The sequence below is a fragment of the Candidatus Chlorohelix sp. genome, from assembly GCF_037138995.1.
In the GTDB taxonomy this organism is placed as follows: domain Bacteria; phylum Chloroflexota; class Chloroflexia; order Chloroheliales; family Chloroheliaceae; genus Chlorohelix.
Genome location: NZ_JBAXHI010000035.1, coordinates 22,542 through 38,938, shown reverse-complemented (window position 1 = coordinate 38,938; position 16,397 = coordinate 22,542). Strand labels below are relative to the sequence as shown.

General features: G+C 44.8%; 15 protein-coding genes and 1 tRNA gene. 13 read left to right on the top strand and 3 right to left on the bottom strand.

The window, feature by feature from the left end:
• Window positions 1-53: 53 nt before the first annotated feature.
• Both WCK19_RS14340 and WCK19_RS14335 read right to left on the bottom strand, forming a co-directional pair.
• On the bottom strand, window positions 54-254 hold the full coding sequence (locus WCK19_RS14340) for a hypothetical protein (protein WP_342398076.1): 201 nt from the start codon (window positions 252-254) through the stop codon (window positions 54-56).
• Between the two features lie 62 nt (window positions 255-316).
• Window positions 317-390, bottom strand: a tRNA-Pro gene (locus tag WCK19_RS14335).
• Between the two features lie 360 nt (window positions 391-750).
• On the opposite strand from WCK19_RS14335, the gene WCK19_RS14330 reads away from it, so the two are divergent.
• The 11 genes from WCK19_RS14330 to WCK19_RS14280 all read left to right on the top strand — a co-directional run bounded on the left by WCK19_RS14330 (window position 751) and on the right by WCK19_RS14280 (window position 13,282).
• Window positions 751-1,413, top strand: a complete 663-nt coding sequence (locus WCK19_RS14330; protein WP_342398075.1) for a hypothetical protein — start codon at window positions 751-753, stop codon at window positions 1,411-1,413.
• Window positions 1,414-1,538: 125 nt separating this feature from the next.
• Entirely contained in the window at window positions 1,539-2,234 is a 696-nt protein-coding gene (locus tag WCK19_RS14325) for a response regulator transcription factor (RefSeq protein ID WP_342398074.1), read from the top strand.
• Window positions 2,231-3,388 (top strand): ATP-binding protein, encoded by a 1,158-nt coding sequence (locus WCK19_RS14320; RefSeq protein ID WP_342398073.1) that lies wholly within the window; start codon window positions 2,231-2,233, stop codon window positions 3,386-3,388. The genes WCK19_RS14325 and WCK19_RS14320 overlap by 4 nt, the downstream gene beginning before the upstream one ends.
• 431 nt (window positions 3,389-3,819) lie before the next feature.
• Window positions 3,820-4,758, top strand: a complete 939-nt coding sequence (locus tag WCK19_RS14315; protein WP_342398072.1) for a 4Fe-4S binding protein — start codon at window positions 3,820-3,822, stop codon at window positions 4,756-4,758.
• Between the two features lie 13 nt (window positions 4,759-4,771).
• Window positions 4,772-5,197, top strand: coding sequence for a hypothetical protein (locus tag WCK19_RS14310; RefSeq protein WP_342398071.1), 426 nt, complete (start codon window positions 4,772-4,774; stop codon window positions 5,195-5,197).
• A 271-nt stretch (window positions 5,198-5,468) separates the two neighbouring features.
• Window positions 5,469-6,146: a response regulator transcription factor gene (locus tag WCK19_RS14305; RefSeq protein WP_342398070.1), complete on the top strand. Its 678-nt coding sequence runs from the start codon at window positions 5,469-5,471 to the stop codon at window positions 6,144-6,146.
• A gap of 17 nt (window positions 6,147-6,163) precedes the next feature.
• Window positions 6,164-7,546: a HAMP domain-containing sensor histidine kinase gene (locus tag WCK19_RS14300; protein ID WP_342398069.1), complete on the top strand. Its 1,383-nt coding sequence runs from the start codon at window positions 6,164-6,166 to the stop codon at window positions 7,544-7,546.
• A 95-nt stretch (window positions 7,547-7,641) separates the two neighbouring features.
• Window positions 7,642-9,237, top strand: a complete 1,596-nt coding sequence (locus WCK19_RS14295) for a hypothetical protein (protein ID WP_342398068.1) — start codon at window positions 7,642-7,644, stop codon at window positions 9,235-9,237.
• A gap of 187 nt (window positions 9,238-9,424) precedes the next feature.
• The gene (locus WCK19_RS14290) at window positions 9,425-10,015 is read left to right on the top strand and encodes a YbhB/YbcL family Raf kinase inhibitor-like protein (protein WP_342398067.1); all 591 of its coding nucleotides are present in this window, start codon (window positions 9,425-9,427) and stop codon (window positions 10,013-10,015) included.
• 28 nt (window positions 10,016-10,043) lie between these two features.
• Window positions 10,044-11,693, top strand: a complete 1,650-nt coding sequence (locus WCK19_RS14285; RefSeq protein ID WP_342398066.1) for a metallophosphoesterase family protein — start codon at window positions 10,044-10,046, stop codon at window positions 11,691-11,693.
• Window positions 11,694-11,710: 17 nt separating this feature from the next.
• Window positions 11,711-13,282, top strand: coding sequence for a metallophosphoesterase (locus tag WCK19_RS14280; protein ID WP_342398065.1), 1,572 nt, complete (start codon window positions 11,711-11,713; stop codon window positions 13,280-13,282).
• A gap of 189 nt (window positions 13,283-13,471) precedes the next feature.
• Here the strand turns inward: WCK19_RS14280 and WCK19_RS14275 are convergent, their stop codons facing one another.
• Window positions 13,472-13,714 (bottom strand): hypothetical protein, encoded by a 243-nt coding sequence (locus WCK19_RS14275; RefSeq protein ID WP_342398064.1) that lies wholly within the window; start codon window positions 13,712-13,714, stop codon window positions 13,472-13,474.
• A gap of 220 nt (window positions 13,715-13,934) precedes the next feature.
• Between WCK19_RS14275 and WCK19_RS14270 the strand changes: the two genes are divergently transcribed.
• On the top strand, window positions 13,935-15,068 hold the full coding sequence (locus WCK19_RS14270) for a sensor histidine kinase (RefSeq protein WP_342398063.1): 1,134 nt from the start codon (window positions 13,935-13,937) through the stop codon (window positions 15,066-15,068).
• A 348-nt stretch (window positions 15,069-15,416) separates the two neighbouring features.
• Window positions 15,417-16,394 carry an ABC transporter ATP-binding protein gene (locus WCK19_RS14265; protein WP_342398062.1) on the top strand — a complete coding sequence of 326 codons (978 nt, stop codon included), beginning with the start codon at window positions 15,417-15,419 and terminating at the stop codon, window positions 16,392-16,394.
• Window positions 16,395-16,397: the final 3 nt, after the last annotated feature.

Sequence of the window (16,397 nt, the reverse complement as noted above, 5' to 3'; positions counted from 1 at the left end):
TTTTAACTACTAACAAGGGTGAGCGCGAGGTGAATATATTGTTACCTAGCAGATTATAACACGTTGAACAGTTTTTCGGTTGATTGGAATTTGAACACTTTGTCCCGGTAGTCTTCCAGGGTGGCATCGCTTAGTCCATCTGCCATGCTGCTTTGTAGCCATTGGCGGATTAACCTAATAAGCCACTGTGGTTCAGGGCTATCTGCGACAATCTGATTAGGAGATTTTGAACTGGATGTTACTTGCTTGACCATATTACACTACCTCTTTTCAGGATAGTGTAAGGCAGCATTGGGGGCTTTGCAATAGACTAAAGTCGGGGCGAGAGGATTTGAACCTCCGACCACCTGAACCCCATTCAGGTGCGCTACCGGGCTGCGCTACGCCCCGTTATAGTTTTTAATGCCCAAGCATTATACGTCTTTGTAACAGATTAGTCAAGATATTTTCAGGGCGGGATGTGCCTATCTTGGAAGAGGTGAATTTTAATTTTGCCAAACATCTGAGAAGGTGTTTTAAAATGGGAAGTAAACAAGGTTAGTTAAATCCGAGATTTAAAACACCTTCTTAGCTATGAGGAATAATTATGGGAACTATGAAGTAAGTTTGAAGAGTTGTCCTTTTCTTGACCAATTCTTGATTTAATAACCACCTCTTACTTGACTTTTCCCAGCCATAATACAGTTGTAAGGACGGGGATGAACCCGAAAGAACTGAAAAATACAAGTTAAGTCAGAAAGAGGACTAATAATGAAAGCGAAATGGTATATGGGATTGGGATTGATGGTTGCCTTATTACTAGGGCTATTTGCCACAGTGGTTTCTAGCGAGGCGCAAGCTTACGGACCGGGCAACAAAGGTAATGCTATTGGTACTGTCACTCCGGGAGCGCAAAACGGTGGCGGTTATGGGATGCAACCCGGTACGGGCATGGGAATGAATCAGGGAATGGGACAGATGCGCGGTGCGAGTGGCGCTCGGAACGGAATGGGTCAGGGTACGGGGGCTTATGCTACCGTACTTAGCGAGCAAAGCGTAAACGCGCTTGGTGAGGCAATTCAGGAAGAATACCTTGCTCATGCCACTTATCAAGCCATCGTAGCCAAATTCGGTCAGGTGTTGCCTTTTTCCAATATTGTTAATTCGGAAAACCAGCATGTAACGGCATTGGCTCGCCAGTTCACCAACCATGGGTTAGCAGTTCCGGCGGATAGTTGGGTTGGTAAGGTAACAGCGCCTGCTACCTTGAGTGAAGCCTTCAGCGCTGCCATCCAGCTTGAAAAGGACGATGCCGCTCTGTACGACAATTTGCTGAAACAAGTCACCGAACCGGAGTTAACTAGGGTCTTTACCCAAATGCAAAGCGCCTCGCTCAACATGCACCTTGCAGAATTGGAACTTTACAACAAATAGAACGGATTAATATAGTAAGTAGAGGTCTGGTAGCCACGGGTTGCCAGCCTTTTCTTGTTTTACATCAGCTATAATAAAAGTAGCCGTAGTTAGATTACAATTACCAAACCTGAGAGAAAAAGACAATGACCAAAGTGCTGGTGGTGGACGATGAGACAAATCTGGTGGAACTGGTACAAAGTTACCTGCTGCGGGAAGGCTATGAGGTCTTGACTGCCTTTGACGGAATAACGGCTCTAGAACTGGCGCGTGCCACTCCCCCTGATTTGATGGTATTAGATTTGATGCTGCCGGGCTTAGATGGGATTGAGGTTTGCCGCCAACTTCGCCAATTCTCAGATGCCTATGTCATAATGCTTACTGCCAAAACTGAAGAAATAGATAAAATAGTGGGGCTATCGGTAGGGGCAGACGACTACCTAACCAAACCTTTCAGTCCACGCGAACTGGTAGCCAGAGTGAAAGCGATGTTAAGGCGACCCCGCAGTGGCACGTCACAACCTGCAGTTTTGCCCTCCCGAAAGTTTGGAGAGTTGGTCATTGATGAAGTGAGGCATGAGGTTACACGTCAGGGCGAGATAATTCCGCTTACTGCTCGCGAATTTACCCTGTTACTAACTCTCAGCGCACATCCCGGTCGAGTCTTTACCCGCGCCCAGTTGTTGGAGCGAGTGTGGGGCGATGAATACTATGATGACCACGTGGTGGATGTGCATATTGCCAACCTACGCAAAAAGCTGGAAACCGCACTCGGTAACGCACAGTATATTGAAACGGTGCGAGGGGTTGGTTATCGTTTTGAAGTTAGGGACATAAAATGAAAGCCGCGACATTCAAACGCCCTGTAATTGGAAGACTATCCATCAAATTGTTCCTCTCCTACCTGATAGTAATAGGGCTTGGCACCCTGACGTTGCTGGTGGCAGTAAATCAGGTGGCAATTGACTCGTTTACCGGGAGAATGCGCCAGTATCGGGGTGGAACAATTATACCGGGACAGGGACGAGGCGCTAATCAGCGCGGGTTGGGTGCGCTCGACCCGGCGGTAGCGGATGCCTTTCAGGGCGCTATTAATGATGCGCTACTGGTAGCCGGAATAGTGGCAATGGTGGTGGCAGTTATTACCAGTTTGGTGGTTACAGGTAGGATAACGGGACCGGTGCGCCGCATGTCGGAAGCCAGTCGCCGCATTGCTGCCGGAAAGTACAGCGAACGGGTGGTAACTAAAAGCAAAGACGAACTAGGAGAATTAGCTTATAACTTTAACCAGATGGCTGGCACGTTAGAGGAAACCGAGCATCGGCGCATGGAATTGATCGGAGATGTGGCTCATGAGCTTAGAACTCCGGTTGCCACTCTGGAAGGATACCTAGAGGGCTTGCTGGACGGAGTAATTGAATCGAACGAGCGCACTTGGGCGAAACTCCATGATGAAGCCGGGCGATTGCGCCGATTGGTGGATGATTTGCAGGAACTATCACGGGCGGAAGCGCGGCAAGTACCGCTCAATCTAGCTGTGGTAAACCCGCTTGAGATTGCACAGATAGCAATGGAGCGTCTAGCACACCAATATGCCGAGAAAGGGTTGGAGTTTTCTACCGAACTGCCTCAAAATTTGTCTCAAATCAAAGCTGACCATGACCGGACGGTGCAAGTGTTGACCAATCTATTGACCAACGCCCTGCGCTATACCCCTGCCCCCGGCAAGGTACAACTTACGCTATCTCACAAGGGAAATGAAATAGAATATCGAGTAACGGATAGCGGGGTAGGCATCGCTCCCGAAAACCTACCGCACCTGTTCGAGCGTTTCTATCGGGTGGATAAATCCCGTAGTCGAGCGTTGGGCGGCTCAGGTATCGGTCTGACCATTGCAAAAGCATTGGTGGAAGAAATGGGCGGTACAATTCAGGCGGAGTCTGCCGGTTCCGGCAAGGGAGCTACCTTCAGTTTCACCCTGCCGGTAGCCCGATAGCTCTTACTTTTGTGCTACGAGTGAAAACCAGACCGGTAGGTGAAAAACCCTTTCGCAGTGTGGCAATATCACATTCCGGGCAATCTTTGAGGGGGGAATTCGCTCATGCTCTGGGATTTTTCAAAGCGGTGACCGCAAAGGTAAAAGGATGTTTGCAAACAGGTTAAAAGGGATAAATTACTAGCTTACGCCATACTCCTTTTGGTAAAGGTTTTTAACTGCTAATCCAAAAATTGGATAAGCATCTACCACAGATTGTCGTTGCCCTCATATTGTTTGAATCTACTTGCTTGCCTATCCGTAAGTATTAATTATATTACTACGCGACAAACTTGACCAAATCTTGATTTTTCTCCCATCTTTCCTTGATTTTTCTGCCCCATACTGAAGTCAGAAAACATTCCAAATCCTTAAGAAAAGGCAAGCAGATTATGACTATTTCAAGCACAGGGACAGACAAAAAACATCCCTTCCCAATTCGCCGTAAACCCGAACTGGTAAAAGATACCAAACGAATTCATCTTCTTCGCAGAGCATCACAGGTAGGCTTCACCACATTAATTGCTTACCACGTAGTAGGCAATCTCATCAACGGCGATAACGGCGCTATCGCCAACCCGGAAGCATATTGCCCCTTTGGTGGTCTCGAAACCGCCTACAACTTCATTTCAACCGGCGGAAACTATGTAGCGCACACCCATCTTTCCAATGTAGTGCTGTTGGTGGCAGTGTTGGGATTGACGCTGGTCTCTAAATCAGCTTTTTGCGGCTGGATTTGCCCGCTAGGTGCAATTCAGGATTGGTTACACAATTTCCGCCGTCTTTTCTTCAAGAAAGATCTAAAGCTACCATTCACTATGCCACGCTGGTTGGATAAAGCCCTTCACGGTGTCAAATATGTAGTGTTGGCTTGGTTGCTGTGGGAAACCGCTCAAGTTGGGTATATGGTCTTTCGCGATTATGACCCTTGGTCAGCCCTGTTAAATCTTGGCAAGGAAGCCGCCCTTGGTGGAACTATTATCCTTTTCACCACTCTAGTGTTATCGCTTTTCGTAGAACGCCCTTGGTGTACATATGCCTGCCCGCTAGGTGCAACAATCGGATTATTAGGAAAAGCCAGTTTGCTGAAAATTAGACGCGATGAGAGTACCTGCCTATCCGGCTGTACCTTATGCAACAAAGCCTGTCCTTCCAAACTCGAAGTAAAGAAAATGAAGAGTATCAGCAGCAGCGAATGTGTGAACTGCATGAGTTGTGTGGCAGGTTGCCCAACAGGTGCGCTGGCGGTACGTCTGCCGATGCTACCGACTTTCAAAAAAGAAGAAAATGAACCGGTAATGGCGGGTGATACCGCTAGGAAAGAACTATAGAAGAGGTGGAATTATGGGAACGACTACAAAAAGGCGACTGGCACCCAAAGTAAACCATTATGTGTATGGGGTTATGACAGTAGTTATCTTTATGGGAGTAATTCTGGGAGCGCAAGCGCTGGGACTATGGAGTACCAGCGGTAAGGTAGATACTAGCGGAAAGCCAGTAGAAATTACTGGCAAAGACCCGGCAGAGATAAAGGGTTGGATGTTACTTGGAGATATTGCAACCGCTTATAATGTGCCGCTATCAGAGATATATGCAGCTTTCAAGCTACCGGCGGACATTCCGGCTACCACTGCAATAAAAGACCTAGAAGGGAAGGGCGAGAACTTCTCTACTACTACCCTTAAAGCATGGATAGCGCAAAAGATAGGAGTAGCCGCCCCTCCGATAGCTACTACTCCAAAAGCCGGAGGAGATAAGACCAAACCCTAACAATCTGCTTGTTTTTCAAAGGGCGGTAGTGGAAGTATTTTTCCCACTACTGCTTTTTATTTGTTACTACTCCGCTAGGTTTAACTTTTCGGCATTTTCAAAGCTTTTCCATACGAATTTGAACCTAACCTCCAATGAGGTAAGTAGCTACTACTATTTTTGGTATTGGGTACAAACACAAGTTACATAGAATTATTTCATATAGATTTCACATAGGTTGTATAGTATAAATGATTGCCTAAAAGGACTTTGTAGAATGGATAAATAGCAAATGAATATAAAAATCCTTGTTGCGGATGATGACCCGGTTTTTAGAGAGCTTGTATGCGATATTGTAAGAAAACAGGGCTACAATCCGATTGAGGCGGGGGATGGACAACAAGCCCTTGACCTTTATTTTAGCTCTAACGATTTCGACCTCTTATTATTAGATGTGATGATGCCCCAATATAATGGCTGGGAGGTACTCAAGGAAATAAGAGAACATTCGGATGTTCCGATTATTATGCTGACGGCACTAGGCGATGAGGTGCATGAGGTGCAAGGGCTTAGAAAAGGAGCAGACGACTATATTTCCAAGCCCTTTAGTTATGAAGTTTTTGTCGCTAGGCTTAATACCCTTTTAAGAAAGATAAAAAAAGAAAGATTTGACGAGATAACTGTGGGAGAATTAAAAATTAATCAGGCTGCCCAAAGGGTGACGGTAGGTGATTTGGAAATAGAATTAAACCGCAAAGAATACAATCTTCTGATTTATCTCCTGAAAAACAGAAATCGGGTACTATCCAGAGAACAGATTTTAAGTAGTATATGGGGTTATGATTTTGAGGGTGATGTTAGGACTATTGATACACACGTAAAAACACTTCGCGCCAAGCTTTCTAGTTGTGGCGAATATATTAAAACCGTTCGGGGTAGTGGCTATATGTTTGAGATGAACGAGCCATGAGAACAATTCGCGCAAAGTTGGCTTTAATATTTGCCCTATTCATGCTTTTCCTGATAATCTGCGGGATACTTTTAAATGCCCTGTTTTTAGAGCCATATTACATTTTCAAAAACAAGGATATTTTCATCTCAACAGGTGCTGAAATCCGCAAGGAATATATTAGTAATAAAAGAAACGTGCCTAACTTGATAAGCTTGATTGATCGGGTTGAGAGTATAAGCTGCACCATTACCGATAAAGACTTGAATGCTTTATATAATTCTTTCCCCCCCAATCCTGACACCAATGATACTCGCTTACCAAATGAGATTGAACAACTTATCCTCAATAACCAAAAACAGTTATCAGAAAATTATATCTATACAGTAGTTGAAAAACCCAACGATCAAGCCCCCAAATTAGTTTTTGTTTCACGCATAGCTGGTGGAGAACTTATTATTCTTAGAAAGCCGATGAAAGGTATCGGTGAAAGTGTAGCGATTGCGAATCAGTTTTATTTTATTTCAGGTTTTATCTCGGTCATTTTGGGCGGATTATTTATATTTGTTTTTTCAAAGAAAATCACCAAACCTGTTATAGAAATGAGCAATGTCGCAGTAAGCATTTCAAATCTTGATTTTAGTAAACGGGTTTTGAGCGATTCGCAGGATGAGATTGGAAATTTGGGAAGAAGTATCAACAATATTTCTGAAAAATTAAGTGGCAGCATGGAGAGCCTTAAACTAGATGTTGAGCGCAAAAAACAGCTTGTCAGAAATATATCGCATGAACTAAAAACGCCCATCGGTGTAATTAAAGGTTATGCGGAAGGGCTAAAATTCGGGGTGGCAGGCGATAAAGAAAAGACTGATAAATATTGCACCGTCATAGCAGATGAATGCAATCGTATGGATAACATGGTAAGAGAGCTTCTAAATCTTTCGTTGCTCGAATCCGGAATGTTCCAAATGAACCTTTCCCGATTTGATGCGGCAGAATTGATTGAAAAGGTATTAGAAAGATTTGAACCTACATTTCTTGAAAAAGGTATAACTCTCGATTTGAATATCCCAAAGAATTTAATTGTGGCTGCTGATTATGAACTTCTCGAAAGAGCTATAAATAATTATATTACAAATGCCATAAATCATATAGAAGGGATGAGAATCATCAAAGTAACGGCGGAAAAGAAAGAAAGTGGAATAAGAATTTCAGTATTTAATAGCGGCAAGCCTATACCCAAAGACGACCTACCCCATATCTGGGACGTTTTTTACAAAGTGGATAAAGCGCGGTCACGGCAATATGGCGGGCATGGGCTGGGTCTTTCGATAGTGCGAATGATAGCTGAGCTTCATGGCGGTGTTGCAGGAGTAGAGAATATAAGTGAGGGTGTATTGTTCTTTATCGAGATACCTTAGACTTCACCGAGATTTCACAATAATATTTTAGGATATACCTGTCGGCAGTTATCACTGCAATTACAGGTATATTTTTTTTGAAAGGAAGGTGTCCTTTGAAAAAGCGTTTTATTCCACTTTTAAGCATCACGCTTATGCTGAGTTTGCTGTTAATAACCGCATGTGCATCCTCAGACAAAACGGCTCTCTCAGCCAGTTCTGTAACTACTACAGAGGCTGTGCAAAGTTCCCAGTTAGCAATCCAAGCGCAGCCAACCAAAACGCGAGCTTCGGATGTTCCAAAAAACCAGCAAACTCCAAAAGCAACGCCGCAGCCGCAACCTTCGGAATCTCCCAAAGCTGGTGACACTGCTAACCAATATACGTTGGAGCAGGCAATGAGCGATAATGCCCAACTCTCTACCATTGCTTTCAGCGGGCTTGCCTTTATCACCGGAAGCAGTGGCGCAGATACCTTTATGCCTCCCGGAAAAGTAGCCGACTTTTTTGGGTTTCAGTATATGAGGGATGTTGATACAGCAGGCTATGGTCACAATACTACTTTTCTTAGCAAGGCAGCAAATAACGTCCTCTTTATACTGAATGACCAGCAGAAAGCAAAGCTTGTGGCGCTGGCGAAAGAGCAAGCGCCCCTTTATACCAACTTTGCCTATAACCGCTTCCCAATTATGGAGGCTTTTCGTAGAAACCTAGAGGGTAATGTCCCGACAGGCTCAAGCGGTCTGAATATACAGGCGGTGGCTAGTTATACGTCAAGTCTTTACCAAACAGATGCCGACCTGAGCTACAATCGCGCAATCGTGGTGGGGTCTATAATCAGTTCGTTTACTGATGAGCAAAAGGCATATTTGGCAAAAATGGAGTTTAATAACTCGGCAACTTGGTCTGAAGTGGCTGAGGATGAGCAACTCAAAAAGAGCATGACTAATACAGAATTTGTTGCGGTAATGACCTATGCCAGCGAGTTGTTTTCTTGGTACAAGGGCAGTATTGATGCAGACGTATATTTCTGCCCTGAGCGTCACGGTACCTACTTTGGCGGGTTCTACATGAAAGATTACCCGGCAATGAACAACCCAGATTATTTTATCAGCACTGCTATTACGGGTGATAGCGGACAAGAGTTCTTGAATATATTAAATACTGAGCAACGCGCTTTGATTACCGGAATTATTGAAGAACAGCGCAGCGCACTTCAGGAAATTGCCCAGATACGCACCACCGTTTCGACTGAACTGCGTAAGGCTATGACCGGAGGTACTATAGATAAGGAAATGGTTTATTCACTCATCAAACGTTATGGAGAATTGGATGGGCAAATGTCCGCCCTTTACGCCTCACGTTTCTCACAAGTCAATAAGACCCTTACCGAAACACAGCGAGCCGCGCTGGTAAAACTACGGAATCTTGATGTCGTACCACAAGGCGCGTATATGTTTTCAACTTCAACGGCGATGCCGCAACTACCAAACACAGACTTTATGTTTGGTACGGGTAGTGCGCCTACAAATGCAGGACAGCTGACTGCGCCTGCAAGTTTTGGGAGTACAAATGAGCCTAAAAATGCAGAAGACCCCAATAAGCCGCCACAGGGAGGTAACAAAAATACTACTGAGCCTAAAAACACTCAAGACCCTAATAAGCCGCCACAGGGAGGAAATAAGGATACTACGCCTAAACCCAAACCATAAACAGACTCTTTCCCCCAAGAATTGAACCCAACTTGGGGAAAGTAAACTAACGGAAGAGTCGATGATTGAACTGGCATGGTACTTTCTCAGTCTAAAAGCAATTAGAAAAGAGAGAAAAATCGTGTGGAACAATCATCGACTCTATCCATTCAGCTTTGGATGTAAGACACTAGGGAGACTACCGCAAATGCGAATGATGAGCAAAATTCTTGCAATCTGTATGCTAATAGCGATATTGAATGCATGTGGAACCGACATTAGCCCCACTGTAAAACCAACCAGCATACTTACCAATTCTATTAAGGTGACTCCTCAATTATCCTCATCTTTTGTTCTGCAAAGTAGCGAAGTTGTAGAGGGGGGTATATTATCGAAAGATTATACCTGCGATGGGACAAGCGCCACGTTGCCGCTTTCTTGGAGCGGAGTACCAAATGGAACTCAAGAGTTTGCAGTGATTATGCACCATACTCCTGAGACAGGCGATAGTCATTGGTACTGGACACTCTATAATATTCCGGCTAATGTTAACAGCTTAGAACGTAACGTCAGAGGTATTGGAACGCTTGGAAATAACAGTGTCAATAAAAAAACTGAATACTCGCCTCCCTGCTCTAAAGGTCCCGGGATGAAAGTTTATACCTATACAATTTATGCCCTCTCTGATTCTCCCAAGCTGACAGTGCCACCCGCACAGGTCAACAGGGATACCTTGCTAGAAGCCATAAAGAACAACACCCTTGCCAGCGCTACATTAAATGTCAGTTATTCTCGATAAGATATAGATAGAAAGTAAGGTAGTTTAGATGTCAGATAAACAATCCAGCACATGGGTAACTCGCCGCAAATTCGTCAGGATGGCGTTATTAGCTTCTCCCGCTCTAGCCTTAGTAGCGTGCGGGGAACAGCCCACTTCATTATCGCAACTTCAGACACAATCTATACAAACTACCGCAATACCTCAGACTCAGAAAAAACCCACCCCTACGCCTCAAGTTCAAACACAACAGGCGCAAGCCACCGCAAGCCCGCAATCTCAGACACAGCCTTCCTCCCTACCTTCTGAACAAACATCAGGTTCAAAAAAATCACAAACGCCCACAACAGGTATTGTATCGGTTAATCCGGCTTTTGCTATGCCGGAAATATTGGGGCGACCCACAAAAAATTCAATTACGGTCAATATTGTACCGGTCAAAAAATTGGAATTATATGTTGAATATGGCACAGAATCGGCAAAATACACCGTACAGACTAAAGCGATAACCGGCGAAGCGTCAACGCCGGTTGAAACGTTACTTGAAAACCTGCAACCCAACACACGCTACTATTACCGCGTAAAATACCGTGAACCCGGGGCAAGCTCTTTTTCAGAGGCTTTGGAAAACTCATTTGTTACGCAGCGAACTCCCGGCAGCGCTTTTACCTTCTCTATTCAAGGCGATTCGCACCCCGAACGTCCCCAACAATTTGATTCGGAATTGTATATGCAGACAATGAAAAATGTTCAGGCGGAAGGCACCGATTTTTATCTTACAATCGGGGATGATTTCAGTGTAGATAAATTAAATCCTCCTACTAAAGAGGGTGTAGAGCAACTATACAGCTATCAAAGGCAATTTCTCGCGCAAATAGGAAAAAGTTCGCCTGTATTTCTAGTAAACGGTAATCATGAACAAGCCGCAAAATATCTTTTGGATGGCACTCCAAACAATGTGGCTATTTGGGCGCAAAACGCCCGTAACAAATATTTTTCGCAGCCTACGCCTGACAATTTTTACAGCGGCGATACACAAGCGGTGGAATTCATTGGACAGCTGAGAGATTATTACGCATGGACATGGGGGGATGCGCTGTTTGCTACGATTGACCCCTACTGGCATTCCTCTGTTCCGGTAGATAGCATGCTTGGAGGCGGGGGCGATAAAAATATAGACCTATGGGACATAACTTTAGGAGATGTCCAATATCAATGGCTAAAGAAAACTCTCGAAGAAAGCAAAGCCAAATATAAATTTGTCTTTACCCATCATGTGCTTGGCACTGGGCGAGGCGGCACAGATATGGCGAATCAGTATGAATGGGGCGGAAAAAATAAAAAAGGCGTTTGGGAATTTGATAAAAAGCGTCCCGGCTGGGAATTGCCCATTCACCAATTGATGGCGAAAAACGGGGTTACTATCTTCTTTCAAGGGCATGACCATGTGTTCGTAAAACAGGAATTGGATGGCGTAATATACCAATCACTGCCTGAGCCCGCTGACCCCAACTATGCTTTATATAACGCAGATGCCTATAAATCAGAGGTGAAATACCCCAACACAGGGCATGTGCGGGTTTCTGTATCGGCACAGCAAGTTAAGGTTGAGTATATTAGCTCGGTTTTACCGAAAAATGAGACAAAAGAAAAGGCTAACGGGACGGTCATTTACTCCTATACAGTAACGGCTAAATAGAAAGTAAGGTAATATTTATGTCAGATAATCAAACCAAAAGGATGGTAACTCGCCGCAAATTCGTCAGAATGGCGATATTAGCTTCTCCCGCTATTGCGCTTTTAGCCTGCGGCGATACGCCCACCGCAGTTCTTCAGGCACAAACCCAAAATATTCAAACCAACTTAAAGCCTCAGTCTCAGAAAAAACCTACCCCAACGCCTCAGCCTACTGCTCAACCTACAGTGCAAAAAACAGCTTCACCAACTCCCTTAATAGACGTTGCAGCAAGTTATTTTCTGGGGAAAGAATTGCTTGGGCTTATTACAGACCACTCTGTAACGGTAAAATTAATCGCAGCAAAAGAGCTTGAAGCTTACCTAGAATTTGGAACCGATAGCGGAAATTATTCCTCAAAATCGAACTCGGTAGTTATTGAGAAAGATAAAACTTTTGAAATTGTAATTGATAATCTTCAAGCCAATACCCAATATTATTATAGGTTGCTTTACAGGGCGCAAGGGGATACCGAATTTCTCGCCGGGAATGCCTACAGCTTTCACACACAGCGAAAGCCCGGCGATTCTTTTACTTTCACCATTCAAGCCGACCCTCACCGGGATGAGAATACCAACGAGGAGCTTTACCGGAGAACGCTTGCCAACATACTGGCAGATAAACCAGATTTTCACATTGACCTTGGCGATACATTTATGACGGAAAAGTTCGCAAAAACTGAAGGAGAGGTTATTAACCGGTATGTGGAAGAAAGGCAATTTTTCGACCTCATCGGTCATTCCATCCCCCTTTTTCTGGTTAATGGAAATCACGAAGGTGAAAACGGATGGCTGCTGAACGGTAAAGCAAATAATCTTGCGGTATGGGCTTCTAACGCTCGCAATACATATTACTTGAATCCAAAGCCTGACAGTTTTTACTCAGGAAACGGAAAAGAGGAGAATTTTGTTGGCAAGCGGGGCGGTTACTATTCATGGGAATGGGGCAATGCTTTGTTTGTGACGCTTGACCCGTTTTGGTACTCCACCAAAAAACCCAGTTCATTTGAGGCAAACTGGAATTACACTTTAGGCAAGGAGCAGTATGACTGGTTTAAAGCTGTTCTTGAAAAAAGTCAAGCTAATTATAAATTTGTCTTTAGCCATAATCTGGTAGGGGGTTCTGATAAGGATGCCAGAGGTGGTATAGAACCCGCAAAATACTTTGAATGGGGCGGCTTAAATGGCGATGGAAGCTACGGGTTTGATAAAAACCGTGCCGGATGGGGCAAGCCAATACACCAGTTAATGGTTGAGAACAAGGTAACAGCTTTTTTTCATGGGCATGACCACTTTTTTGCAAAGCAAGAATTGGATGGAATTATTTATCAGTTGGTACCACAACCCGGAAACCCCGCTTTCAATAGAAAAGACCAAGTTGGCGAATATGGTTATGTTAATGGAGTGATTATGACCTCATCAGGACATCTAAGAGTTACCGTTTCAAATTCAACTGTTTCTGTGGATTATGTTAGAGCTTATCTGGCAAAAGATGAAAACAAGGACAGAAAAAATGGAGAATTAGCATACAATTATGTTATGGTGTCCGATTAATAATCGAGAAATAGCAGGACCTGTGTAAAATTTAGTGATTCAATATCAAAGGTCAGACAACAATGGTCATATTGGCTATGCCGCTTCCGCCCCTAAAACCATGAGCTTCAACAAAGCAAAGTCACAAAATCTCTCTGAAATTCGTGTCGAACTTTGTTGTGCCGATGGGAATATAGATGCCATCCCGAATTATGTGTAAGGAAGAGGAGTTGGCAGAACCGAGAGGAACAGCAGCCCCACCTCTTGCCAATGCCTAAGCAGTTCAGGTGAGAGCGGGAATAGGGTACTCTCGGCGTTGTAATTGGAACGCGCCACCGCATCTATTAGTATAGAAGAACCTTCATCCAAAATATTAAGAACCTCTACCAGATGTTGTTTCTTTCCTTCTGGACCTATTGTAACGCTGCTGGCATCTTTGAAATCTACTTGCAATTTGCAACCACGTGAACGGTTACAATGATACTTCTAATGGAAACGCCGATTTATCAGAAAAACGCTCGAAAAAAATCCGTAGTAGAAACTACTGTCAAAACATCCTTACATGAGAGATACTTAGAAGGGAAGGATTATCCCTGCTTGTTAGTTATCTATTTTTCAACCATTTTATTCGACCCACTCACACACTCCAGCCTCACCGGGAGGAATCACGCTGATGCAAGATACGCATAGCCAGTTTTCGGCGCCTGCGCACCATGTAGCATCATTCAAGAAACAAGCTATCAGCGAAAAACAGAGCTTGTGGTTTCAGTTGTCTTTACTACAGCGCATTCTGATTTCTAATCTGCTAATTATCAGTTGTAGCGCAATTATTGGCTCATGGCTTACTGCCCAACTAGCAGAAGCCGGTGGCTTCAATTTCGTTACTTTCGTAATTATCATCTGTTGCGCTACCCTTCTTAGCGGGTCAATCAGCTACTTTATGCTGAAAAGAGCTTTCCGCCCCTTCCACGAATTGCAAAGAGCGCTTACGAAAATTCACGCCGGATACCCTCGCGCCCATGTAGCCCTTTCCCGGATTAATGACCCGGATGTGCGCGAGTTTACCGGAGCTTTACGCCAAATGTTGGTGCGGCTAGAAGATAATGCGCGAATAATTCAGGAAGACCAACACCAGCTTCAAATTATGACTGGACGGGTAATTACAGCACAAGAAAACGAGCGCAAAAGAATCGCCCGTGAACTGCACGATGAAGCCAGCCAATCGCTTACCGCCATTATTATGGGCTTGGATGCCGCCCGCCATCAGGCACACGATGAGCAGCAAGAAACGCGCCTTGGAACCTTGCGAGATATGGCAACCGCTACACTCGATGAGTTGCGAAAATTGGCGTTGGATTTACGCCCCACTATGCTGGATGACTTAGGGCTAGTTCCGGCGGTGCGTTGGTTGAGCCGAAGCGCAGCCGAACGCGCCAATTTCGAGGTCAAGCTCGAACTGCATCGCATCGGTGATACCGACCGCTTGCCTCCTGAGCTTGAAACTTGTCTTTTCCGCATTACTCAAGAAAGCCTGACCAATATCATCAAACACGCGCAAGCTACTAAAGTTGAAATCCGCATGTCTCGCTTGCCAAATGACAATATCAAGCTGGAAATACGCGATAACGGCAAGGGCTTTAATATGACACAAGCGCGACACAAAGCAATCTGTGAGGGGCATTTGGGGCTGTTTGATATTGAAGAACGCGCCGGATTATTGGGAGGCAAAGCCAACATACTGCCCAGCGAGGGCGGAACCGCCATTCAGGTAGTTGTACCGCTCAAGCCACACGGCTGTCCCTTCTAGGAATTTTAAGAAAATAGTGCGGTTAAGTCCCGATATTAGCAATCGGGGTTTTTTTGTGATGTAGCTCACACTTCAAGGGTGATATGGCGCATATTGGCGACAAAACACAAATGGTATCATAAATATTGTAAGCAACAATCTTACAAATAAGTATGAACTTCATCTCCTAAATCTTCTTTCAAACTTCTCCTAACGCAGAAGGTCGCCGATGAGCAGCGGTGACCTTTTTTATTTACTTCATTTTTACCCTATTCTATTTACCTGTACACCATAACGGCATAAAATTTAAATGAAACGCTAAAGAAATAGCGGCAATTTATAGCATAATTTAAATAAGGGGGTGAATTTATGACAACTTCACTTACCCCTTCAAAGACTGTGACAGGAACAGACAGGCACGGGCGGGCAATCCGCACCGAAAACCTTACCAAAAGGTATGGCCGGAACAGGGGAGTTACCGAACTTAATCTTGATATAGCCGAAGGTGAATTTTTCGGCTTCCTCGGTCCCAACGGAGCGGGGAAAACTACCACTATACGCTTGCTGATGAATGAGATTCATCCTACTTCCGGTAGAGCTAATGTTTTCGGGCTGGATTGCATGAGCGATAGCGTGAAAATTAAAAGGCTCACTGGCTATTTGCCGGGCGAGTTTATGTTATATCCGGGAATGACCGGAGCGCAAACCCTGAAATACCTCTCCTCGCTGCGGGGCGGGGTTGATTGGAAACATATCGCCGGGTTAGCAGAGCGGTTGCAACTCGACTTAAGCAAAAAGTTCCGCGAATATTCTCACGGAAATAAGCAAAAAGTCGGCATCATTCAGGCGATTATGCACAAGCCCCGCCTTCTTATTCTGGACGAACCAAGCAACGGGCTAGACCCGCTAAACCAACACGAGTTGTTTAATCTGCTGCGCGAACTGCGTAATGAAGGCGCAACCGTCTTTCTTTCCTCGCACATCATGAGCGAAGTTGAATCCACCTGTGACCGAGTCGCGCTTATCCGCGAAGGCAAAATGGTGAAAATGGGTAGCATCGGCGATTTGGCAGACCTGAAATGCCACTACCTAGAAATCAGCTTCAAGGGCAAAGCCCAAACCGATTTCTTGCGCTCGCTGGAAGGCGTTGACCAACTGGAGATAGGCGAAACCGCTGAGGGCGATACCGTTCGCTGCATCGTTTCTCAGGAAATATTGGGCAGCGTAGTTAAGCATTTCGCCCAATACGAGATACTCGACTTTGTAAGCCATGAACCATCTTTGGAAAACATCTTCATGGACTTCTACGGCAACGGCAAAAGCGCGACCCTACCGGAAGGGAGGTGAACG

Bases quoted from the DNA above. Each gene is read 5' to 3' on its own strand.
- WCK19_RS14340 (WP_342398076.1), bottom strand. From the start codon at position 254: ATGGTCAAGCAAGTAACATCCAGTTCAAAATCTCCTAATCAGATTGTC.
- WCK19_RS14330 (WP_342398075.1), top strand. From the start codon at position 751: ATGAAAGCGAAATGGTATATGGGATTGGGATTGATGGTTGCCTTATTA.
- WCK19_RS14325 (WP_342398074.1), top strand. From the start codon at position 1,539: ATGACCAAAGTGCTGGTGGTGGACGATGAGACAAATCTGGTGGAACTG.
- WCK19_RS14320 (WP_342398073.1), top strand. From the start codon at position 2,231: ATGAAAGCCGCGACATTCAAACGCCCTGTAATTGGAAGACTATCCATC.
- WCK19_RS14315 (WP_342398072.1), top strand. From the start codon at position 3,820: ATGACTATTTCAAGCACAGGGACAGACAAAAAACATCCCTTCCCAATT.
- WCK19_RS14310 (WP_342398071.1), top strand. From the start codon at position 4,772: ATGGGAACGACTACAAAAAGGCGACTGGCACCCAAAGTAAACCATTAT.
- WCK19_RS14305 (WP_342398070.1), top strand. From the start codon at position 5,469: ATGAATATAAAAATCCTTGTTGCGGATGATGACCCGGTTTTTAGAGAG.
- WCK19_RS14290 (WP_342398067.1), top strand. From the start codon at position 9,425: ATGCGAATGATGAGCAAAATTCTTGCAATCTGTATGCTAATAGCGATA.
- WCK19_RS14285 (WP_342398066.1), top strand. From the start codon at position 10,044: ATGTCAGATAAACAATCCAGCACATGGGTAACTCGCCGCAAATTCGTC.
- WCK19_RS14280 (WP_342398065.1), top strand. From the start codon at position 11,711: ATGTCAGATAATCAAACCAAAAGGATGGTAACTCGCCGCAAATTCGTC.
- WCK19_RS14270 (WP_342398063.1), top strand. From the start codon at position 13,935: ATGCAAGATACGCATAGCCAGTTTTCGGCGCCTGCGCACCATGTAGCA.
- WCK19_RS14265 (WP_342398062.1), top strand. From the start codon at position 15,417: ATGACAACTTCACTTACCCCTTCAAAGACTGTGACAGGAACAGACAGG.